The sequence below is a fragment of the Streptomyces sp. NBC_01237 genome (assembly GCF_035917275.1).
Lineage (GTDB): Bacteria > Actinomycetota > Actinomycetes > Streptomycetales > Streptomycetaceae > Streptomyces.
This window is the reverse complement of the sequence record NZ_CP108508.1, coordinates 1,132,392-1,155,132: the sequence shown is the minus strand read 5'-3', so window position 1 is coordinate 1,155,132 and position 22,741 is coordinate 1,132,392. Positions and strand designations below refer to the sequence as shown.

At 73.0% G+C, this 22,741-nt stretch carries 15 protein-coding genes; 13 read left to right on the top strand and 2 right to left on the bottom strand.

The features are described 5' to 3' along the window. The first annotated feature begins 5 nt into the window (after positions 1 to 5). The 4 genes from OG251_RS05135 to OG251_RS05120 are packed head-to-tail and all read left to right on the top strand — an operon-like array spanning position 6 to position 3,923. The gene (locus OG251_RS05135) at positions 6 to 1,154 is read left to right on the top strand and encodes an acyl-CoA dehydrogenase family protein (RefSeq protein ID WP_326675971.1); all 1,149 of its coding nucleotides are present in this window, start codon (positions 6 to 8) and stop codon (positions 1,152 to 1,154) included. Further along, on the top strand, positions 1,151 to 2,218 hold the full coding sequence (locus OG251_RS05130; protein ID WP_326675970.1) for an enoyl-CoA hydratase/isomerase family protein: 1,068 nt from the start codon (positions 1,151 to 1,153) through the stop codon (positions 2,216 to 2,218). Before OG251_RS05135 ends, OG251_RS05130 begins: the two co-directional genes overlap by 4 nt. Then, positions 2,215 to 3,144 carry a 3-hydroxyisobutyrate dehydrogenase gene (gene mmsB / locus OG251_RS05125; RefSeq protein ID WP_326681160.1) on the top strand — a complete coding sequence of 310 codons (930 nt, stop codon included), beginning with the start codon at positions 2,215 to 2,217 and terminating at the stop codon, positions 3,142 to 3,144. The genes OG251_RS05130 and mmsB overlap by 4 nt, the downstream gene beginning before the upstream one ends. Beyond that, the gene (locus OG251_RS05120; RefSeq protein ID WP_326675969.1) at positions 3,141 to 3,923 is read left to right on the top strand and encodes an enoyl-CoA hydratase; all 783 of its coding nucleotides are present in this window, start codon (positions 3,141 to 3,143) and stop codon (positions 3,921 to 3,923) included. The genes mmsB and OG251_RS05120 overlap by 4 nt, the downstream gene beginning before the upstream one ends. A gap of 105 nt (positions 3,924 to 4,028) precedes the next feature. Here OG251_RS05120 and OG251_RS05115 read toward each other — a convergent pair whose 3' ends face one another. Beyond that, on the bottom strand, positions 4,029 to 4,487 hold the full coding sequence (locus OG251_RS05115; RefSeq protein WP_326675968.1) for a hypothetical protein: 459 nt from the start codon (positions 4,485 to 4,487) through the stop codon (positions 4,029 to 4,031). Between the two features lie 333 nt (positions 4,488 to 4,820). Then, positions 4,821 to 5,375 (bottom strand): hypothetical protein, encoded by a 555-nt coding sequence (locus tag OG251_RS05110; protein ID WP_326675967.1) that lies wholly within the window; start codon positions 5,373 to 5,375, stop codon positions 4,821 to 4,823. Between the two features lie 389 nt (positions 5,376 to 5,764). Here OG251_RS05110 and OG251_RS05105 point away from each other — a divergent pair, with 389 nt between their 5' ends. From OG251_RS05105 to OG251_RS05065, 9 genes are all read left to right on the top strand, one after another. Next, positions 5,765 to 6,001 (top strand): hypothetical protein, encoded by a 237-nt coding sequence (locus OG251_RS05105; protein WP_326675966.1) that lies wholly within the window; start codon positions 5,765 to 5,767, stop codon positions 5,999 to 6,001. 231 nt (positions 6,002 to 6,232) lie between these two features. Continuing rightward, entirely contained in the window at positions 6,233 to 6,472 is a 240-nt protein-coding gene (locus tag OG251_RS05100) for a phosphopantetheine-binding protein (RefSeq protein ID WP_326675965.1), read from the top strand. Continuing rightward, complete coding sequence (locus OG251_RS05095; protein WP_326675964.1) at positions 6,469 to 7,320, top strand: siderophore-interacting protein; 852 nt, start codon at positions 6,469 to 6,471, stop codon at positions 7,318 to 7,320. The genes OG251_RS05100 and OG251_RS05095 overlap by 4 nt, the downstream gene beginning before the upstream one ends. A 103-nt stretch (positions 7,321 to 7,423) precedes the next feature. Then, a complete protein-coding gene (locus OG251_RS05090; protein WP_326675963.1) occupies positions 7,424 to 8,422 on the top strand; it encodes an ABC transporter substrate-binding protein in 999 nt (332 codons plus the stop codon). Continuing rightward, on the top strand, positions 8,419 to 9,441 hold the full coding sequence (locus OG251_RS05085) for a FecCD family ABC transporter permease (RefSeq protein ID WP_326675962.1): 1,023 nt from the start codon (positions 8,419 to 8,421) through the stop codon (positions 9,439 to 9,441). Before OG251_RS05090 ends, OG251_RS05085 begins: the two co-directional genes overlap by 4 nt. A gap of 62 nt (positions 9,442 to 9,503) precedes the next feature. Further along, on the top strand, positions 9,504 to 10,433 hold the full coding sequence (locus OG251_RS05080) for a FecCD family ABC transporter permease (protein WP_326681159.1): 930 nt from the start codon (positions 9,504 to 9,506) through the stop codon (positions 10,431 to 10,433). Further along, positions 10,430 to 11,215 carry an ABC transporter ATP-binding protein gene (locus OG251_RS05075; RefSeq protein WP_326675961.1) on the top strand — a complete coding sequence of 262 codons (786 nt, stop codon included), beginning with the start codon at positions 10,430 to 10,432 and terminating at the stop codon, positions 11,213 to 11,215. The genes OG251_RS05080 and OG251_RS05075 overlap by 4 nt, the downstream gene beginning before the upstream one ends. 1 nt (position 11,216) lies before the next feature. Continuing rightward, positions 11,217 to 21,191, top strand: a complete 9,975-nt coding sequence (locus OG251_RS05070) for a non-ribosomal peptide synthetase (RefSeq protein ID WP_326675960.1) — start codon at positions 11,217 to 11,219, stop codon at positions 21,189 to 21,191. Further along, entirely contained in the window at positions 21,188 to 22,609 is a 1,422-nt protein-coding gene (locus OG251_RS05065) for an MDR family MFS transporter (protein WP_326675959.1), read from the top strand. Before OG251_RS05070 ends, OG251_RS05065 begins: the two co-directional genes overlap by 4 nt. Positions 22,610 to 22,741 lie beyond the last annotated feature (132 nt).

The following is a 22,741-nucleotide window of genomic DNA, read 5'->3' as shown; positions in this document are numbered from 1 at the left end:
GCGCCATGACCACGACCTCGCTCACCGAGGACCAACAGGCCCTGATCGAGACCACCCTGGACTTCGCGCAGGACCATCTGGCCCCTCATGCCGTCCAGTGGGACCAGGACAAGCACTTTCCGCTCGACACGCTGCGCAAGGCGGCCGGGCTCGGGCTCGGCGGCGTGTACGTACGGGAGGACGCGGGAGGCAGCGGCCTCTCCCGCGCCGACGGTGTCCTCGTCTTCGAGGCCCTGGCCTCCGGCTGCCCGTCCATCGCCGGCTACCTCTCCATCCACAACATGGTCGCCTGGATGCTCGACACCTATGGCGACGAGGGGCAACGCGCACGGTGGCTGCCCCGGCTGTGTGCCATGGACGACCTCGGCAGCTACTGCCTCACCGAACCCGGCGCGGGATCGGACGCCGGGGCGATCGGCACCCGCGCGGTGCGGGACGCGGACGGCTACCTCCTCACCGGCGTCAAGCAGTTCATCTCCGGGGCGGGCGCCTCCCAGGTGTACGTCGTCATGGCCCGCACCGGGGGAGCGGGCCCCGACGGCATCTCCGCGTTCGTCGTGGACCGGGACGATCCCGGCCTGTCGTTCGGGCCGAACGAGAAGAAGATGGGCTGGAACGCCCAGCCCACCCGCCAGGTGATCCTGGACGGGGTCCGGGTGTCCGCGGACCGGCTGCTCGGCCGTGCGGGCGACGGCTTCCGCATCGCGATGAACGGCCTGAACGGCGGCCGGCTCGGTATCGCCGCCTGCTCCCTGGGCGGCGCCCGCAGCGCCCTCGGCAGGAGCCTGTCGTATCTCGCGGGCCGGGAGGCGTTCGGCGCCCGGCTGCTGGACCAGCAGGCCCTGCAGTTCCGCCTCGCCGACATGGCGACCGAACTCGCCGCGGCCCGCGCCCTGGTCCACCAGGCCGCCGAGGCCCTGGACCGCGGAGACCCGCAGTCCCCGCAGTTGTGCGCGATGGCCAAACGTTTCGCCACCGACACCGGCTATTCCGTCGCCGATCGCGCCCTCCAACTCCATGGAGGCTACGGATACGTGCACGAGTACGGCATCGAGAAGATCGTCCGCGACCTCCGTGTCCACCAGATCCTGGAAGGAACCAACGAGATCATGCGCGTCATCGTGGCCCGCGGACTGACGGAGGCGTTCCGGTGACCGCCGCCGAGGAGCACGTACTGCTCCGTACCGAGGGCCGCGCGGCCCACCTCACGCTCAACCGGCCGAAGGCGCTCAACGCCCTCACCCACAGCATGGTGCGGCGCATCGACGCGGCACTGACCGCCTGGGAGCACGATCCGGCGGTGGAGACCGTGATCATCACCGGTGCCGGCGCACGCGGCCTGTGCGCCGGCGGCGACATCCGCTCCATCTACGAGGACGTGCGCGCCGGGAACACGGCCTCGGCCGGTTTCTGGCGGGACGAGTACCGGCTCAACGCCCGCATCGCCCGCTACCCGAAGCCGTACGTCGCCGTGATGGACGGAATCGTGATGGGCGGCGGCGTCGGGGTCTCCGCGCACGGCAGCGTCCGCATCGTCACCGAACGCTCCCGGATCGCGATGCCGGAGACGGGCATCGGCTTCGTCCCCGACGTGGGCGGCACCTATCTGCTCGCCCTCGCACCGGGCGAACTCGGTACCCACCTCGCGCTGACGGGTGCGCGGATCGGCGCGGGTGACGCGCTGCTGTGCGGGCTCGCCGACCACTTCGTCCCCTCCGAGGATCTGCCCCGGCTGCTCGCCGACCTCGCCGCGCGGCCGGTGCACGATGTGCTCCCCGCGTACGTGCGGGAGGCGCCGCCCGGCGAACTGGCCGGTCACCGGCCCTGGATCGACGCCTGCTACCGGGCCGCCACCGTCGAGGAGATCCTCGCCCGGCTGCGCGCCCACGGCTCGCGTGCCGCCGCGGAGAGCGCCGGCACCCTGGCCGACAGGTCGCCCACCGCGCTGAAGGTCACGCTCGCCGCGCTCCACCGGGCACGGGGACTCGGCCCGTTGGAGCGTGTTCTGGAACAGGAGTACCGGATCTCCTGCGCCGCACTCGCCTCGCACGACCTGGCGGAGGGGATCCGGGCGCAGGTCATCGACAAGGACCGCAGCCCCCACTGGACACCGGCCACCCTGGCCGAGGTCACCGAAACGGACGTGGCGCGCTACTTCGCCCGGCCCGCCGGGGGCGGACTCCACCTGGCCGCAACCGCACAGGAGGTGCCGTGGTGAACAGCAGGCGCACGATCGGCTTCATCGGCCTCGGCCACATGGGCGGCCCGATGGCGGCCAACCTCGTCCGGGCCGGCCACCGGGTCATCGGCCACGACCTGATGCCCGAACTGCGCGGCACGGCCGTGGCGAACGGGGTGGAACCGGCCGGATCATCGACGGAGGCAACCGCTGCGGCGGACGTGGTGATCACCATGCTGCCCGCGGGACGCCATGTCCTGGGCCTCTACCGGGAGGAGGGGGCGTTGGCCGCCGCCCGGCCCGGCACCCTGTTCATCGACTGTTCGACCATCGATGTGGCCGACGCGCGAAGCGCCCACGGGACCGCGGTCGCGGCGGGGATGCGGGCGCTGGACGCCCCGGTCTCCGGGGGAGTGGTCGGCGCGGAGGCCGGCACGCTCACCTTCATGGCGGGCGGCGGCGAGGCCGAGTTCGCCGAGGCGGACCCACTGCTGGCGATCATGGGGAAGCGGGCGGTGCACTGCGGCGGCCCCGGCGCCGGGCAGGCCGCGAAGATCTGCAACAACATGATCCTCGGTATCTCGATGATCGCGGTGAGCGAGGCGTTCGTCCTCGGCGAGAGCCTGGGCCTGTCCCACCAGGCCCTGTTCGACGTGGCCTCCACCGCGTCCGGCCAGTGCTGGGCCCTGACCGTCAACTGCCCCGTGCCGGGCCCCGTCCCGGGCAGCCCGGCCAACCGCGCCTACCGTCCCGGCTTCGCCGCCGAGCTGATGGCCAAGGACCTGGGACTCGCGGCCGACGCCGCCAGGGCCGGTGGTGTGCACGCGGAACTCGGCGCGAGGGCGGCAGAGGTGTACGCGGCCTATGCCGAGGGGGCCGGGACGGGCCGGGACTTCTCCGGGATCGTCGGAACCATCAGGGAGAAGTCGGCACCGCACACGGTCCGGGAAGGAGACGGCGCATGACCACAGAGCCCTACGGGACGATCCGGGTCGAACGCACGGGGCGTACGGCACTTCTCACGCTCGACCGCCCCAAGGCCCTCAACGCACTCAACGTCCAGGTGATGAACGAGGTCGTCGCCGCGACGGCGGACCTGGACCGGGACCCCGGCGTCGGCTGCATCGTCCTCACCGGATCGCCCGAGGCATTCGCGGCCGGAGCCGACATCAAGGAGATGCGGCCCCACAGTTATATGGACATGTACCTCAGCGACTGGTTCACCGCCTGGGACCGGCTCGGGGCGCTGCGGACTCCGACGGTCGCGGCCGTCTCCGGATACGCGCTCGGCGGCGGATGCGAGCTGGCGATGCTGTGCGACATCCTGCTGGCCGCCGACACCGCCGTGTTCGGACAGCCCGAGATCAAGCTGGGCGTCATCCCCGGTATCGGAGGCTCCCAGCGGCTGACCCGTGCGGTGGGCAAGGCCAAGGCCATGGAGATGTGTCTGACCGGCCGCACCATGGACGCCGCAGAGGCGGAGCGGGCCGGTCTCGTCTCACGGGTGGTACCCGCCGACGACCTCATCGGCGAGGCGCTCGCCGTCGCCGGGACCGTCGCCGCGATGTCCCTGCCCGTCGCGATGATGGCGAAGGAAGCGGTGTCCCGCGCCTTCGAGACGACCCTCGCGGAAGGGGTCCGCTTCGAACGCCGGCTCTTCCACGCCGTGTTCGCGACCGCGGACCAGAAGGAGGGCATGACCGCCTTCGTCGACAAGCGACAGCCCGGTTTCACCCACTCCTGACGCAAGAGGCCGGCCGTGCCACCCGCCGAGGACGGGTGGCACGGCCGGCCGCACCGACATGCCGGTCCGCTGTACCGATCCGGCACGTCGGCCGGTCGGGACCGGTCAGAACACGAACGGGCCGGGCGACTGCGCGGAGGTCGCGTTGCAGGTCGCGGTGATGCCGAAGACCACAACCTTGAGGGATGTGGCCGCCAGGCTGTCTCCCGGGGCGACCGTCCCGGCGAGCGGCCCCGTCGACACGGGACTTCCGGCCGGGATGGCCGGGTTGGAGTTACCGGTGAAGGTCACCGCGCCTGCGCCCTTGTTGCTGAGCGTGAGCGTTGATTTGACGGAGTTCGCGCCGATACTGATGGGGGCGGTGATGGCGGACGTCGAGACGTTGATGGTCGCGGCCGTACCGCTCTGGGTGGCAGTGAGCGTCGCACTGCCCGAGCCGTACGAGCCGCAGTCGAAGGAGATGGTGGCGGTGGTGGGGGCGACCGCGCCGGCCGTGGGGGCCAGAGCGAGCGTGCCCGCGGCGAGGGCGGAACAGACACCGAGCCGCCGTAAACCGTGCCTCATGATGTTTGCCCTTCATGTGGGGGGACTGCCGGCGCGCCGGGGCTGCGTGCCGCGCCGACCAACTTCCTGACGAGCCATCAGCAAGGTGGGTCCCCCATTGAGACACGGTCGCCTTGAGGCAACAAGACACATCGCCATGATTTTTGACATGCTACGGTCAATCAAGGGTGTGGCGTGTCGCGCGGACCGCCGTCGGCGGGGCCTGTGGCCCGGCTCCGCCCCGCTCGGTCCGGGCGGCGTGCCGGTCTCGTCGGGCGATGGTGCCCGGGTGTGCCCGGTGCGCTCATCCTGTGCCGCCGGCGCTTCCGCCGACGGCTGGATGTGCGGCCGGTGTCACATGAACAGCAGGCCCACGAGGGCGAAGTAGGCGACCGTCGACGCGGTCAGCAGGAGGATCGTGGCCCATGGGCGGGCGTGCCACCACGGCAGTCGCACGTGGGGGTACTGCCTCTTCAGCTCCTTGGGCGAGAAGGTCTGCGCGTCCATCAGGGGTATGTCCCGAAGCCGGCGCGACAGCCGCTCCACGTCGGCCGCTCGCCACAGCCGCAGGTCGAGCACGAAGGGCCGGGTGGACTGCGAGGCGATGACCATGCGTTCGGGTGTGGGGGCGAAGGGGCCGGTGCCGAACGTGATCGGGTGCAGCGCGGTCAGGAACTCCAGAGGAGCGCTGTAGAGGTTCACTCCGAAGGAGTTGTCGATCCGGAGTTCGTCGTCGATGACCGTGATCTGGGCCATCGAGGAGCGTAACGCCATCATCACGAGAGTGGTCGCCACCGGCAGGAGGATCAGCACCACGAACGGCAGGAGCCAGCTCACCCCGAACTCGCCGATGGTCATGGCCCCCAGGGAGCAGAGTGCGGGAACGCCGATCACCCCGTACATCGCCAACCGTCGACGATAGAGGGAATTGTCCGGTGTGACGACCACACGTGCACCCACCGTACCCACGGCATCCCCCTGCCCCGCGAAGTTTTGTGCACAGCATCGCACCCGCGCACTCCTCCGGGACAGGGTATGGGCCACCCCGCCTTGGAACAGGCCCGTCCCGGCGGTGCGGGCGGGCTCACAAGTGAGTGCGCCGACGCTACGGACGGGGGTGATCGGTGGGACCGCGAGACGATATGACGGGCAGTCATGCGACGTGGGGCCGCCTCGCGCGAGTCGGTCGACGCCCATTCCGCTTTCCCGTATCCCCCACTCGTGAGTTAGGTTAGCCTTGCCTGGGTTGAGCGCGAGAGGGGGAGTTCATGGTGGCCTGGAACCTGAGAGGCCGGGGCTTGAGCGTCGACGTCGACGAGGCCGGAGCGGAGGGCGCGGACACCTTCTCCCTCGCCACCGCCGGGATGCCCTGCGACGGCACGGTCGCGTACACCGTGTCCACCGCGCGAACCCGCCCCCACGGCCCGGAGTCCGCCCGCGACGGCATCCGTTGCGACGTCCCCCGGCCCGGCCCGAACGGCACCCCGGCACCTCGGCCGGGCGTCGGACGGACGGGGACGACCGTGCACGGGTGATCGCCTTCCGGGCGGTTCCCGGCCGGGCGCACCGCCGACGTCGTGCTGCACCCGCTTCCCGGCCGCGCCCGGCACCCCGCCGTGCGGGACCTGTTCGCCGACCTCCCTCGCGCACGCCATGGCCGGGCGGGCGTCCACCTCCCACGTCGCCCAGTGCTGTGGCGTCGTCCCCACCATCACCGCCGGCCTGCTGACCGCCGGGCCGGTGCCCATCCCCGCAGGAGTGAACCGATGAACAAGACCTTGTCGCCCGAACGTGTCCGCGCCGACGTCGCGGAGCTGCTCGACTGCGACCCCGCGGACATCGCGCCCGAGGAGAACCTGGTCGACCTCGGCCTGGACTCGGTGCGGATCATGATCCTGGTCGAGCGCTGGCGCGCCGCGGGGGCGGCCACGCTGGAGTTTCCCGATCTGGCCGAGCAGCCCGAACTGGCGCACTGGACGGCGCTGCTGACGGGGGGTGCCGCATGAGCCGCGTCGATCACCGGCACCGGCACCTGGACCGGATCGCGGAGGTGCGGGCGGGCCGTCACGCGGAGAAGGTGGGCTACCCGATCGGCATCCGGGAGACCGAGGTCGTACGGACCGCCATGGTCGGCTCCGGCCTGCTGCGGGTGACCCTGGGCGGGGCGGGCGCCGAGGGGTTCGAGGCCCATGCGCCGGACGAGCACGTGAAACTGATCTTCCCGGATCCGGACGGCTCGCTGCGGCTGCCCGAGCCGAACGGGGCGATGCTGCGCTGGCCGCGCCCGGCGCTCGTCTCGCGGGAGTACACCGTGCGCCGGTACGACCCCGTCGCGGGCGAGATCGATATCGATATCGCGCCGCACGAGGGCGGTCTCGCGTCGGACTGGGCGCTTGCGGCCCGCCCGGGCACCGTTATGCACATCGCGGGACCGCCCGGCGGGCTGATCGTCCCGCACGCCTACGACCACTATCTGCTGGCGGGCGACATCACGGCCCTGCCCGCGATCGCGCGCCGGCTGGAGGAGCTGCCCAGGGCCGCGAAGGGCTGGGCGTTCGTCGAAGTCGCCGATGCCGCGGAGGAGATCGAGCTGTCCGCGCCCGAGGGTGTTCGGGTGCACTGGCTGCACCGCGGCGGCCTGCCGGCCGGAACCGGCGACGCGCTGGCAGGGGCCGTGATGTCGGTGACCGTGCCCGAGGGGGAGCGCGTGTACGTGTGGGCGGCGGGTGAGGCGGGGCAGATCAAGCCGCTGCGCCGCTGGGTCCGCGACGAGTTGTGCCTGGACAGGGCTGACAGCGACATCACCGGCTACTGGAAGCGCGGCGTCGCCGACTTCGACGAGGACGAGCACTGATCAACCGGCCGGACCGGGGCGGGCGTTACGCCCGCTCCTGGCTTGTCCTGCCGAAAGGCCATCAACTAAGGTGAGCCTTACCTAACTAGCAAGGAGCAATCGCATGTCCATACGCAGATCGTTCGGCCTGGTCGGCGCGGTGTCGCTGACCCTCGTCCTGGCCGGATGCGGGTTCTCCTCGGAGGGCGGGTCGGCCGCCTCGGAGGAGGGCGGGACCCGGGTGTTCGCCGCGGACAACGGCAAGATCACCATCCCGGCGAAGCCGAAGCGTGTGGTGGCCACCGGCTATGCCGTGCCGGTCATGATCGAGGCCGACGCGCCGCTGGTCGGGATCTCGTCGTGGAAGCGCGGTGAGCCGATGATGTCCAAGGAGGACCTGGCCGCGTACAAGAAGCTCCCCAAGGTGGCGGGAGAGCAGGCGGCCGAGACCAACTACGAGGCCGTGGCCGAGGCCGAGCCCGACCTGATCGTCATCGGGGTGCCCGCCCCGGTGCTCGGCGACATCGACATCAAGCGACTGGAGTCCATCGCCCCGGTCGTGGCGATCGGCCCGACCGTGCCGTCCGCATGGCGCGAGCTGTCCCACAAGCAGGCCGACGCCGCCGGCGCGCTCAAGCGGTTCGACGCCGCGAAGGGCACGTACGAGGCCAAGGCCGCCGAGCTGGCCACGAAGTACAAGGACGTGCTGCCCCAGCTCAAGCTGGGCCACGTCGGCGCGTACGGAGAGGTCGCCAAGGGCACCTTCCAGCGCGAGTTCGGTGGTTCGTGGGGCACCAACATCGCCGAGGACCTCGGCGCGAAGTACTACGGCAAGGTCAAGGAGTCCGGTCCGGGCTCGCGCTCGGTCAGCGAGTACCCGTCCATCGAGGAACTCCCGGCCGCTTTCGGTGAGGCCGACGTCATGACGTACTCGGTCAACGCCGACGGCAGCATCCCCAAGCCGGTCCAGTACGTGATGGACTCGAAGCTCTGGAAGAACCTGCCCGCGGTCAAGGCCGGGAAGGCATACCCGCTCCGCTACACCGAGGCCGCGACCTACGGGCAGGGCATGCAGACCCTGGACGCGATCGACAAGTCGCTCGCCCCGCTGCTGAACCGGTGACCGTCGCGGGCCGCGCGTCCGGGGCGGCGGAAACCAGGCGGGCCGTACCGCAGACCGGCCTGCTGATCGGCGGACTGGTGCTGCTGGCGGCGGTCGCCGTGCTCAGCATGGGTGTCGGGGCCCGCCCGGTCCCGCCCGCCGAGGTCGTGCGGGCGTTCCTGGACTTCCACGGCACCGACGACCATGTGATCGTGCGGGACGTCCGGGCGCCGCGCGCGCTGCTGGCCATCGCGGTGGGCGCCGCGCTCGCGGTGGCCGGCGCGCTGATCCAGACACTGGCCCGCAACCCCCTGGCCGAGCCCGGCATCCTCGGGGTCACCGCGGGCGCCGGGTTCGCCGTCACCGTCGGATCGGCGCTCGGGCTGGCCGCCGGACAGGCGGGCGAACTGGGCTTCGCGATCGCCGGCTCCGTGCTCGCGGCGCTGCTGGTCGCCGCGGTCGGGCGGCGCTCGCCACTGCGCCTGGTGCTCACCGGCGTGGCTCTGACCGCGGTGCTCAGCGGCGTCTCGCTGGGCATGCGGCTGATGCTCCCGGACGTCTTCGACACCTACCGGTTCTGGTCGGTCGGGTCGCTGGCGGCCCGCGAACAGGCTCCACTGGCACTGCCGTTGGCCGCGATCGCCGTGTCCCTGCTCGGCGCGCTGATGCTGAGCCGCGCACTCAACGCACTGACGCTGGGCGAGAGCGTGGCGCACACCCTGGGGGCGGGCGTGGGCCGGGTCCGGGCCCTCGCCCTGGTGCTGATCACCGTGCTCAGCGGGGCGGCCACGGCGGTGGCCGGGCCGATCCTGTTCGTCGGGCTGATCGTGCCGCACCTGGTCCGCAGACCGGCCGCGGGCTCCGTGCCGTGGCTGATCCTCTACACGATGGTGCTGGGTCCGATCCTGCTGCTGGTCGCCGACATCGGGTCGCGGGTGCTGCTGCCCACCGGCGAGGTTCCGGTGGCCATCGTGACCGCGTTCCTCGGCGGCCCCATGCTCATCTGGGCCGTTCGCCGCTACGGGGCGGGGTCGCTGTGAAGGCGCTCGCGCTGAGGGCCGGACGACGCACGGTGGTGCTCTGCGCCGTGCTGGTCACCCTGATGCTGGGCCTGGGCCTGCTCGGGCTCTGCTACGGGGCGTCATGGTCCACCCCCGGCGAGGTGTTCGCCGCGCTGAGCGGGTCGGACCCCTCCGTGGTGATCCGGGACTGGCGGTTGCCACGCGTGCTCGCCGGACTGGTCTTCGGCGCCGCGCTCGGTGTGGCGGGGGCGATCTTCCAGAACCTCACCCGCAACCCGATGGGCAGCCCGGACGTCATCGGTCTCGACGCGGGCGCCTACACCGGCGCCCTGGTCGCCATCACCGTGCTGTCGGGCACGTCCGCGCAACTGGCCGTCGGCTCGGTGCTCGGCGGGCTGGTCGTCGCGGCCGCGATCTATCTGCTCTCGTTCGACCGGGGCTTCTCCGGGATGCGGCTGGTGGTCATCGGCATCGCGTTCAACGCGATGGTGACCGCGATCAACTCGTGGATCGTGCTGCGCGCCGAGCTGGAGGTGGCGATCGCCGCCGTCGGCTGGAGCGCCGGCTCGCTCAACGGCGTGGGCTGGGCCGACCTGGGAATTCCGTTCACGGTGATCGCCGTCCTGCTCACCCTGATGACCGCGCGGGCGCACGCCATGCACCAGGCAGCGCTCGGCGACGCGATCGCGGTGACCACCGGGGTCGGGCTCGACCGGCTGCGACTGCTGATGGTGCTGGTCGGCGTCGGCTGCACGGCCACGGTGACCGCGGTGGCCGGGCCGATCGCGTTCATCGCCCTCGCCGCCCCGCAGATCGGCCGCAGGCTCGCGGGCGCGGCCGGAGTGCCGCTGCTCCCGGCCGCGCTCACCGGGGCGGTGCTGCTCCTGGGCGCCGACCTGATCGCCCAGATGCTGCTGGCGCCCGTCGCGCTGCCCGTCGGCGTGGTGAGCACCGCGATCGGCGGTTGCTACTTGATCTGGCTGCTGACCAAGGAGGTGAGGCGCGCGTGACCGCACGCCTGACGGCGCGGGAGATCACCCTGCGCTACGGAGACCGCGTCGTGTCCACACGGCTGAGCCTCGACATCCCCGATGGCGCGTTCACCGCCATCGTGGGCCCCAACGCCTGTGGGAAGTCGACCCTGTTGAGCGCCCTGGTCCGGCTGCTGCGCCCCGACTCCGGTCAGGTGGAACTCGACGGCCGCGCGGTCGGCGGCTATGCGACCAAGGCGCTGGCCAAGCAACTCGGCTTCCTGCCGCAGGATCCGCTGGCACCCGACGACATCAGGGTCCGGCAACTCGTGGGCCGGGGGCGGTTCCCCCACCAGTCGATGCTGGCGCTGTGGTCGCCGGACGACGAGGAGGCCGTCACCGGGGCGATGGACGCCGCCGGCGTCGGCGACCTGGCCGACCGGCCGGTGCAGGAGCTGTCCGGCGGACAGCGTCAGCGGGTGTGGATGGCCATGGTGCTCGCCCAGCAGACGCCCTACCTGCTGCTCGACGAACCGACGTCGTTCCTGGACATCACCCACCAGTACCAGCTGCTCGGACTGCTGACCCGGCTGCGCAACGAGGGCCGGACGGTGGTCGCGGTCCTGCACGACATCAACCAGGCCTGCCGGTTCGCCGACCACCTGATCGCCATGAAGGACGGCCGGGTGGTCGCCGAGGGCGATCCCGGGGACATCGTGGACGCCGCGCTGATCAAGGACGTGTTCGACCTGCCGAGCGTCATCGTCCCCGACCCGGTGACCGGCACACCGATGATCGTTCCCACACTTCTAGGAGAGTAAGTTGAGCACCGCAAGCGTGTCATCGGACGGCCTCCTCGCCCTGACCAGCGCCCAGTTGGGCATCTGGAACGCGCAACGCCTCGAACCCGACTCGCCGTACTACATGGTCGGCGACGTGGTGGAGATATCCGGCAGCGAGCCGGTCGACGTGGACGCGCTGGCGGAAGCGGTCCGGGCGACCACCGAGGAGGCCGACACGCTGCGGCTGCGGGTGTACGACACCCCGGACGGGCCGCGCCAGGCGGTGAGCCGGGAGCCGGTCGAGCCGCCCTCGGTGGTCGATGTCAGCGGCGCCGCCGACCCTGTGGCCGCCGCACACGCGCTCGTCGACGCCGAGCGGGGCCGGGCGGCCGAGGCATGCCGGGGGATGGTGGACCGGCCGCTGTACGCGCGTACCGTCATCAGGCTGTCCGACCGCGAGGTCTGGTACACCCAGCTCGGCCACCACCTGGTCTTCGACGGTTACACCGCCGCGATGCTCGCCCGCCGCACCGCCGCCCGTTACACCGCCCTGGTACGCGGGACCGAGCCGCCGAAGTCGACCTTCGGCGCCTTCGACCGGCTCGTCGCCGCCGACCGGGCCTACCGGGACAGCGACCGGTTCGCCGAGGACCGCGCGTACTGGGTCGAGCGGTTCACCCCGCTCCCCGACCTCGGTCACCTCGCTGATCCCGACACCGCCGCCGGTTCGCCCGACCGCACCCTGACCGCCCGCGCCGTCGTCACGCCCGAGGAGACCGCCCGGCTGCGCGCGTTCGCCGACGGGCAGGGCGTCACCTGGGGCGAGGCACTGATCGCCTGCTACGCCGCCTTCCTGCACCGCATGCTGGGCCGCACCGATGTGGTGTTCGCGCTGCCGCTGATGTGCCGGGCGGGTTCGACCGAGCTGCGTACCCCCGCCATGGCGGTCAATGTGCTGCCGCTGCGGGTGACCGTGCGCGGCGGGGACGGGCTCGGGGAGCTGAGCCGGCGGGTCGCCTCCGCCATGCGCGAGATGCGCGACCACCAGCGCTACCGGGGCGAGGATCTGCCGAGGGACCTCGGAGCACCCGGCGCAGGCGCGCTGCTGCACGGACGCGGGATCAACCTCAAGGCGTTCGACCTGGCGATCGACTTCGCCGGGGCCGGCGGCGTGATGCGCAACGTCGCGGGCGGTCCGCCCGAGGACATGGGCCTGAGCGTCCTGCCGACCCGTGACGGTGGGCTGCTGCTCGGCTTCGAGGTCGACGCCCGGTCCAACGACCAGGCCGCGGTCGACGGTCTGCTGTCCGGACTGCGGGCCCTGCTGTCCGGGCTGACCGACGGGCTGCCCGTCGCACGGATCGCCCTGACCGCCGACGTGGACCGGCTGCTGGCCGACTGGTGCCCGCCCGCGCTGCCCGGCACGCCGGTGGACGTGCCGACCGCGTTCGACACGATGGCCGCCGCCGGTCCGGGGCGTACGGCCCTGGTGTGCGGTGAGGACCGGCTGTCCGCGGCGGAGCTGGCGGGCCGGGTGCACCGGCTGGCCCGTGCGCTGCGGGCCCGCGGGATCGGGGCCGACGACGTCGTGGCGCTCGCGCTGCCGCGCTCGGCCGACTCGGTGGTCGCCCTGCTGGCGGTGCTGGACGCGGGCGCCGCGTTCCTGCCCCTGGACGCCGCGTACCCGCCCGAGCGGCTGCGCGAGCTGATCGACGACACCCGACCCGCGCTGGTCCTGACCACCGGCGCGGTCGACGGGCTGCCGTGGACCACCCTGCTCGACGAGGCCGCCGCCCTGTCCGGCACGCCGCTGGCGGCCGATGAACTGGCCGAGCCCCGGCACCCCGAACACCTCGCCTATGTGATCCACACCTCCGGGTCGACCGGGCGCCCCAAGGGCGTGCTCGGCCGGGCCGGCGGTCTGGCCTCGCTGCTGCACCACCAGCGGGCGACGGTCGTCGCGGAGGCCGAACGGTCCGCTGGCAGGCCGCTGCGCGCCGCGCACACCTACTCGTTCGCCTTCGACTCCGCGTTCGACCACCTGGTGTGGCTGCTGTGCGGGCACGAACTGCACGTCTACGACACCGAGACCGCCCGCGACGCCGACGCCCTCCTCGCCGCGTACGCCCGCGACGGCATCGACATCGTGGACACCACGCCGTCGATGGCCACGCCGCTGATCGACGGCGGCCTGCTGGACCGGCGGCCGACGCTGCTGGTCCTCGGCGGGGAAGCCACCCCGCCCGCGCTGTGGCGGCGGGTCGCCGCGTCGGGCATCACCGCGCGCAACATGTACGGGCCGACCGAGGCGACGGTGGACAGCACCACCGCACCGGTCGACGGCGACGAGCCGACGATCGGCCACCCGCTCGCGGGCACCCGGATCCATGTGCTGGACAGCGCGCTGCAGCCGGTGCCCCACGGCACCGCCGGCGAGCTGTACCTGGCCGGACCGCACCTGGCCCGCGGCTACCTCGGCCGGCCCGGAGCGACCGCCGAGCGCTTCGTCGCCGACCCGTTCGGCGCGCCGGGGGAGCGGATGTACCGCACCGGCGACCTGGCCCGATGGGTGCCCGGCCGGGGCCTGGAGTACCGGGGCCGGGGCGACGGACAGGTCAAGATCCGCGGACACCGGGTGGAGACCGGCGAGGTCGAGGCGGCGCTCGCCGCGGTGCCCGGAGTCACCGCGTCGGCCGCCAGGGTGCGGTCGTCCCGGCTGATCGGTTACGTCGTGTCCACCTCGGTCACCGGGGACGAGGTACGTGCCCGGCTGGCCGAGCGGCTGCCCGAGCACATGGTGCCCGCGGCGGTCGTGGTGCTGGCCGGGCTGCCGCTGACGCCCAACGGCAAGCTCGACCGCGCCGCCCTCCCCGCGCCCGCGCTGCCCGGCGGCGGCCGGGAGCCGGGCACCGAGCGGGAGCGGCTGCTGTGCGCGGTGCTCGCCGAGGCGCTCGACGTCGAACGGGTCGGCGTGGACGACGACTTCTTCGCCCTCGGCGGGGACAGCATCACCGCGATCACCGTCAGCAGCAGACTGCGGGCGGTGGGCCTCGGGCTGCGTCCGCGGGACCTGCTGGCGCGCCGCAGTTTCGCCGCGCTGGCCGCCTCCGCCGAGCTGTTGGAGGACGCTCCCGAGCCGGCGGACGACCCGGTCGGGCCCGTGCCCGCGCCGCCGATCGTGCGCGGTCTCCTCGACCCGCATCCGGATGTGGACGTCGTCGCCGGCTACGCGCAGTGGACCGCCCTGCGTGTCGACGAACTCGCCCACGACGACCTGGTTACCGGCGTGCAGGCCGTACTCGACCACCACGACGCACTGCGGCTGCGGGCGGGCGAGGGACTGGAGATCCTGCCCCGCGGCGCCGTGCGGGCCGTCGTCGGAGAGGTCCACGGCGAGGACGTGACCGCCCTGGCCCGGCGGCTGGCGGGAGAACTCGACCCGAGGACCGGCGACCTGCTGCGGGCCGCGCTGCTCCGCACCGGTGACGACACGTCGGACCGGCTGGTCGTCGTCGTGCACCACCTCGCCATGGACGGCGTGTCCTGGCGCATCCTGCTGCCCGACCTGTACACGGCCTGCGCGGGCGGCACCCCCGACCCGGTCGGCACATCATGGCGGAGGCACGCCACACTCCTCGCCGACCAGGGAGAATCCGGCGCGCGCCGGGGCGAACTCGACCACTGGCGGACCGCGCTCCGCTCCGCGTCCCGGCTGGGCGCCCGGCCGCTGGACCACACACGGGACACGGTGTCGACCGCCCACCGGTCGGTCACCGTGGCCTCGGCCGAAGCCACCGAGGCGCTGCTGACCACCCTGCCCGCGGCGTACCGCGCCGGGGTCGACGAGGTGCTGCTGGCCGCCCTCGTACTCACCCTGCGCAACTGGGGCCTGCCGGGCGACGCGGTGACCGTGTCGATGGAGGGCCACGGCCGCGAACACCTCGACCTGTCGCGCACCATCGGCTGGTTCACCAGCGAGTACCCGGTGCGCGTGCCCGCGTCCGACGACATCGGGCAGGCGCTGCGCGCCGCCAAGGAGGCCAGGCGCGGCGTCCCCGACGGCGGTGTCGGCTACGGCGTCCTGCGCCACCTCGACCCCGAGACCCGTGCCGAACTCGCGGCCACCCCGCCGCCGGACGTGCTGCTCAACTACCTGGGCCGGTTCGCCCCGCTGTCCGGAACCGGCTGGCGCCTGCCCGAGCACGACGCCTTCTCGGTGAACGAGCCCGGTGCCAAGGCGCTGGAACAGGTGCTGGCGCTCAACTGCTTCGTCCACGAAGAGGGTGCACCACGGCTCGCCGTCGAGTGGACGGCCGCGACCGGGGTGCTCGGCACCGACGCCGTCGCAGCCCTCCAGAGCGCCTGGGCCGCCGCCCTGGACGCACTCGCCGAGCACGCGCTCCGCACCCCGGGCGGCCTCACCCCGTCCGACCTGCCGCTGGTAGACCTCGACCAGACCGCCATCGACGCCCTCGAACGCACCGGCCGCATCGCTGACGTACTGCCCGCCACACCCCTCCAGGTCGGGCTGTCCTTCCACACCCTGGTCCGCGACGACACCGACACCGACGTCTATGTCGTCCAGGCCGTGACCACCCTGGCCGGTGAGCTGGAGCCGGACCGGATGGCCGAGGCCGCACGCGAACTGCTGCGCCGCCACCCCGCCCTGCGCATGTACCTGGGCACGGCCGGGGACGACGTGGTGCAGGTGATCCCCGCCGATGTCGCCCTGGACTGGCGGGAGGACGACCGGTTCCCCGAAGCGGCCCGCGCCGAACTGGAGCGCCCGTTCGACCCGGCCGGGCCGCCGCTGATCCGCTTCCTGCTGTCCCGTGTCGGGCCCGCCGAGCACAAGCTGGTGATCACGAACCACCACGCCCTGCTCGACGGCTGGTCGATGCCGCTGGTCGGCCGCACCCTGCTCGCCATCTACGCCGAGCTGAGCGGCGGCCCCGCCGCCCCCGCCGCCCCGCCGCTGTCGGAGTACTTCCGGTGGCTGGCGGGCCGGGACCGGGAGGCGTCGCTCGCCGCGTGGCGGGACGCGCTGGCCGGAGTCGACGACGCGACACGGCTGGCACCCGCGAGCACTGGAACCGGTGTCGAGCGGCCCGGCCGCGAAATCGTCGGACTGGGACGCGAGTTCAGCGACCGGCTGCGGGCGTTCGCCCGTGAACAGGGCGTCACCCTGACCACGGTGCTCCAGACGGCGTGGGGCCTGCTGCTGGGCAGGCTCACCGGGCGCCGCGATGTCGTGTTCGGCTGCCCGGTGTCCGGGCGGCCCGCCGAGGTCGACGGCGTGGAGTCGATGATCGGCCAGCTCGGTACCACCATCCCGGTGCGGGTGCGGCACACCCAGGACCAGACCGCGCGGGACCTCATGGCACACGTGCACGCCGACAGCGTCGCGCTGGGCGAGCACCACCACATCGGCCTGCCCGAGATCCAGCGGGCGGTGGGCATCGGCGAACTCTTCGACACGATGCTGGTCATGGAGAACTTCCCGCTGTCCAGCCGGAAGCGCACCCCGCTCACCCCCGGCCTCGACCTGGCGGGCGTGGACATCACCGACGCCACGCACTACGCGCTGACCGTCATCGTGATTCCGGACGAGGAGATCACGATCGGCCTCGGCTACCAGCCGCACGCCTTCGCCGCGGAGACCGTGCGCGACTACGGACGCTGGCTGCACCACCTCCTGCGGGAGCTCGTCGACGACCCGGCACGGCCCGCGATCCGGCTGTCCGCGCTCGACCCCGACGAGCGGGCGCGGATGCTGCGTACCGGCACCGCGGCCGTCCCCGCCAAGGCGCGCGGCCACTGGCTGGAGGAGTTCGCCGCCCAGGTGCGCCGCAGGCCCGACGCCGAGGCCCTGGTCTGCCGCGACCGCAGCCTCAGCTATGCCGAGCTGGACCGGCAGGCCAACCGGCTCGCCCACGCGCTGATCGGGCGTGGGGTACGGCCCCAGGACCCGGTCGCGGTCCTGCTCGGACGCGACATCGAGATGACCGTGGCGCTGTTCGGCGTGGCCAAGGCGGGCGCGGTGTACGTGCCGATGGACGCGAGCTACCCGCGGGAGCGGCTGGCGTACATGTTCGACGACATCGCCCCGGCAGCCGCCGTGACGACCGGCGCCGAACTGCCCGTCGACCGCGAGATCCCGGTACTGCGGCTGGACGACCCCGCCGCACTCGCGTCCGCGGCGGACACCGACCCGGCCGGGGCGCGCGCCCGGCTCACCGAGGACGCGCTCGCCTACGTCATCTACACCTCCGGAACCACCGGGCGGCCCAAGGGCGTCGGCGTGACCCACCGGGGCGTGCCCGACCTGATCGCGCTCCAGGAGGAGGTCGTCGGCGTCACCGAGAACGACCGGTACCTGCACTTCGCGTCGACCGGCTTCGACGTCGCGTTCTGGCAGACCATGGTGCCCCTGCTCTCCGGCGGTACGTCGGTGATCGCGCCCGAGGAGGTACGCGTCCCCGGCGACGAACTGCTCGACTACATAGTCGAGCACCGGGTGACCGGAGTGAACCTGCTTCCCTCGTTCCTGGCCGCGATGCCCGACGACCGCACCGTCGACCCCGACGTGTTCTTCGTCGTCGGCGCCGAGCGCCTCGACCCCGAGCTGGCACGACGCTGGGGCCGGGGCCGCAGGGCACTGTTCAACGCCTACGGTCCGACCGAGGTCACCATCAACTCCACGACCTGGCACTACGACCCGGACGACGCCGGGCCGCTGCCGATCGGCCGCCCCGACCCCAACGTCCGCGCCTATGTCCTCGACGGCGGACTCCAGCCGGTCGGCGTCGGCGTCACGGGCGAGCTCTACCTCGGCGGGCCGAGCCTGGCCCGCGGTTACCTGGGCCGCCCCGGTCTTACCGCCGCGACGTTCGTGGCCGACCCGTTCGGACCGCCGGGGGAGCGGTTGTACCGCACGGGCGACCTGGTGCGGTGGCGGCCGGACGGACAGCTGGTGTTCCTCGGCCGCGCCGACCACCAGGTGAAGGTCCGCGGCTTCCGGGTCGAGCTGGGCGAGATCGAGTCCACTCTGACCAGCCACCCCGATGTGCGCGCCGGCGCCGTGATCATGCGGGAGGGCAGGCTCGTCGGCTACGTCATCCCGACCGACGACGCCGACCTCGACACCGCGCGGGTGCGCGCGTACCTGGCCGAGGAACTGCCCGACCACATGGTGCCGACGGTGCTCGTACCGATCGACCGGCTGCCGCTGAGCCCCAGCGGCAAGCTCGACACCGCCGCGCTGCCCGCTCCCGAAACCGTCGCAGCCCCGCGGCGCGAACCCGCCACCGGGGCGGAAGCGGTGCTGCTCGGCGTCTTCCAGGACGTCCTGGGCACCGATGACATCGGCCCCGACGACAGCTTCTTCGCCATCGGCGGGGACAGCATCGTGTCACTGCAAGTGGTGTCGCGGGCCCGGCGCCAGGGCCTCGGCCTGAGCGCGCGGGACGTGTTCGAGGGAGAGACGGTCGCCGGGATCGCGGCGCGGGCGCGCACCCTCGACGACGGTGCGGGACCCGCGGACGGGGACGCACCGCTGACCCCGATCATGCGGGACCTGCTGCGCCGCGCCGGCTCCACAGCGGACGGATTCTGCCAGTGGGTGGAGATCTGCGTCCCGCCGGGCGGCGACGAGCCGGCCTGGCGGGCGGTGCTCGACGCGCTCCTGGCCCGTCACGACGTGCTGCGGGCCCACCTGGCCGACGACGTGCTGCGCATCCCGCCGGTCGGCACGGTGACCGGTGCCGAGGTGCTGACCCGCGTGCCGGCGACGGAGGACCTGCGGGGTCCGGCCGACGCCGCGATCGCCGCCGCCCGGGAGTCCATGGACCCGCGCACGGGCCCCTTGCTGCGCGCGGTGTGGGTGGACGCCGGCCCGGCCCGGCCCGGCCGGCTCGTCCTGATCGCCCACCACCTGGTCGTGGACGGCGTGTCCTGGCGCATCCTGCTGGACGACCTGGAACACGCCCACTCCGGTGGATCACTGGCCCGGCACGGTCAGTCGTTCCTCGGCTGGGCGCGCTCGCTGCGCGACGCCGACCGGCGGACCGAACTGCCGCACTGGCGGCGGATGAACACCACACCGGCGCTCACCCGCCCGCTCGACCCCGCCCGGGACACCGTGGCGACCGCGACGCACCACGAGATCCGGCTCGACGCCGACTCGACCCGCGCCCTGATCACGACCCTGCCGGCCGCCTGCCGCATCACGCCGGACGCCGTGCTCCTGACGGCGCTCGCCCGGGCGGTACGGGCCTGGCGCGGGACACCGCGGGTGCTGGTCGCGCTGGAGAGCCATGGCCGCCCCCGGCAGGTCGACCTGTCCCAGACCGTCGGCTGGTTCACCGCCGTCCACCCCGTGCGACTCGACGCGGGCGACGACGTGAAGGCGGTCGGGGAACGGCTGCGCGCACAGGGCGACGGCCTCGGCCACGGCATTCTCACCGCGGCGGGCCTGCTGGATCCCGTGGCACCGGAGATCGCCTGGAACTACCTCGGCCGGTACCCCGGCGCCCCGGCGCGGGAGACGCCGTGGCAGGCGCCCCCGGACGCCGACCCGCTCGGTTCCAACGGCTCCGACGCGATGCCCCTGCCGTACAGCCTGATGATCAACGCCCTGGTGCGCGACGACGCGCTCGGGGTCCGGATCACCTGGCCGTCCGCGCTGTTCACCGCAGCCGAGGTCGAGGAACTGGCCGAGAGCTTGCGGACCGCGCTCCTGCACGTCGCCGCCGCCCCGGAGATCAGGGCGCTCGACCAGGACCGTCCGGTCGCCGACATGCAGCCGCTGACCCCGTTGCAGGAAGTGATGCTGCGGCACTCGCGCACCGAGCGCCCCGACCCGTACACCGTGCAGTCGGCGTTCACCCTCGCCGGCCCGCTCGACACCGAAGCCCTGCGCGACGCGGGCGCCGACCTGCTGGCCCGTCACCCGAACCTGGGTGCCGTGTTCCCCGCCTCCCTGGCGGTGATCCCCACGTCGCCCCGCCCGGACTTCCGCGTGATCGACGGGCCCGCCGAGGAGGTGCTGGCGGCGGACCTGGCCGAGCCGTTCGACCTCGCCCGGGGCCCGCTCTTCCGGCTGACCGTGATCCGGCGTGGCTCCGAGCGCGCCGATCTGGTCCTGACCAGCCATCACGTGCTCTCCGACGGCTGGTCGGCCCCGCGCATCCTCACCGAGCTGTTCGCCCTCTACACGGCGAGGGTCCGCGGCGAGGCCCACGGTCTGCCCACCCCCGTACCGTTCGGCGACTACCTGGCCTGGTGCGCCGACCACGAGCCCGATCTCGGTGCCTGGGCAGCCGAGTTGGAGGGCCTGCCCGAGGGTGACTATCTGGGTGGCGGCGCACCCGGTCCGGCCTGGCAGGAACCCGAGGTCATCGCGTTCGACGCGGCACTGGTGGCCGACCTCACCCACCTCGCCGCCCGGCGCGGTCTGACCCTGAACACGCTGGTGCAGGGCGCGTGGGCGGTGCTGCTCGCACGGCGATCCGGCCACGCGGACGTCTGCTTCGGCGCCATGGTCTCCTGCCGTCCCCCGGAGCTGGAGGGTGTCGAGGAGATCATCGGGCTGCTGGCCAACACCGTGCCTGTACGGGCCCGGCTCGGCGGCACGCTCGCCGACACGCTCACCGGTCTGCAGGCCGGACAGCGGGCACTGGTCGAGCACCACCACGTCGCCCTCACCGACCTGGAACGGCTGACCGGGCGGCGCAGGCTGTTCGACAGCCTGGTGGTGTTCGAGAACTACCCGGTCGACCCGGACCGCCTCCGTGAACCCGCCCCCGGGCTCACGGTCGTCGGAACCCGCTTCCGGGAGGCCACGCACCACCCGGTGACCCTGACCGTCATGCCGGACGGCGACGGCTGGACCGGCGTGTTCGCCCACCGGGCCGGGACGGACGCCGACGGGCTCGCCGAGGAACTGCTCGACCTGCTGCGCACCCTGGACAAGCACCTCGACAACGACGTGCTCGATCTCCTGGAGGGCCGATGAGCGGGAAGACCGCGCCGCCGGACGGGAACGTCGCGCCGGCGGACGACCGCATGGACAGGCAGTTGCTGCGGGTCGCGTTCATCCTGGTGCTCGGCACCTTCATGGCCACGCTGGACGCCACGATCGTCAGCGTCGGCATCGACAGCCTGACCCAGGAGTTCGGCGCCTCCGTCGCCGAGATCCAATGGGTCACCACCGCCTACCTGCTGGCCGTCGTGGCCGCCGTACCCGCGTCCGGCTGGCTGGCCGGCCGGTTCGGCGGCCGACGGACGTGGCTCGTCGCCGTGGGGGTGTTCCTGCTCGGCTCGATTCTCTGCGCCTCGGCCTGGTCGGTGACCAGCCTGATCGTGTTCCGGGTGATCCAGGGCCTCGGCGGCGGGCTGCTGCCCGCGACCGGGCAGGCGCTGCTGGCCCGCGTCGCGGGCCCCGGCCGCACCGGGCGGGTGATCAGCGTCGTCGCCGTCGTCCCGCTGCTGTCACCGGTGTTCGGCCCGCTGGTCGGCGGCTCCATACTCGAAGTGGCGCCCTGGCCGTGGCTGTTCCTGGTCAACCTGCCGATCGGAGTGGTCGCGGCCCTGCTCGCCCGCCGCCATGTGCCCGTGGTGCCGCCGTCGACGCGGCGTACGGCGTTCGATCTGCGGGGGGCGCTGCTGCTCTCGCCCGGCCTGGCCGTGCTGGTGTTCGGGCTGACCGAGGTCGCCCACGGCCGCACCCTCCCGGCCACGGCCGGCGTGGTGGCGGGGCTGGCGATGCTGACCGGCTTCACCGTGCACGGGCTGCGGACCCGCCGCACCCCGCTGGTCGACCCCCGGCTGTTCGCCCGGCCGCCCTTCGGCGCCGCCGCCGTCGCGCTGCTCGTCCTGGGCGCGTCGGTGTTCGGCACGATGTTCCTGCTGCCGCTGTACTTCCAGACCGGCCGCGGAATGTCGGCGTGGGAGGCCGGGCTGCTGCTCGCCCCCCAGGGGCTGGGCGCGGCGGCCGGGTCCGTGCTGGTCAACCGCACCATCAACAAGGTCGCGCCGCGGACCCTGGTGGTCACCGGCATCGTGCTGATCCTGGCGGGCACGGTTCCGTTCACCCAGCTCGGCCATGAAGTCCCGGACGCCGTGATCGTCTCGGCGCTCGCGGTCCGCGGCGTCGGGATGGCCATGGTCGGCGCGCCCGTGATGAACATCGTCTACAGCCGCATCGAGCCCGAACAGCTTCCGCGCGCGGCCGGAGCGCTCAACCTGCTCAACACCGTGGGCGGTTCGGTCGGCACCGCTGCCCTGGCCGTGGTCCTGCAGAACCGGCTGTCGGCCCGCGGCCCGGACGTCGCCGCGGCGTTCGGTGACACCTTCTGGTGGGTGCTCGGCTTCTGCCTGATCGCCGCCGCCGGAGCCACGAGGCTGCCCCGGACCCGGACCGGGAAGCCGTGACGCGCCCACTCGCCGGCACCGGCCGAGCGCACACCCGCCGGCGGGAGGCGAACGCCACGGCCGCGGTGACGCGGTGTCGGGTTGCGGGTTCACCACAGGGCGATGACGGCCACCGGGCCTTGTGGACCGTCC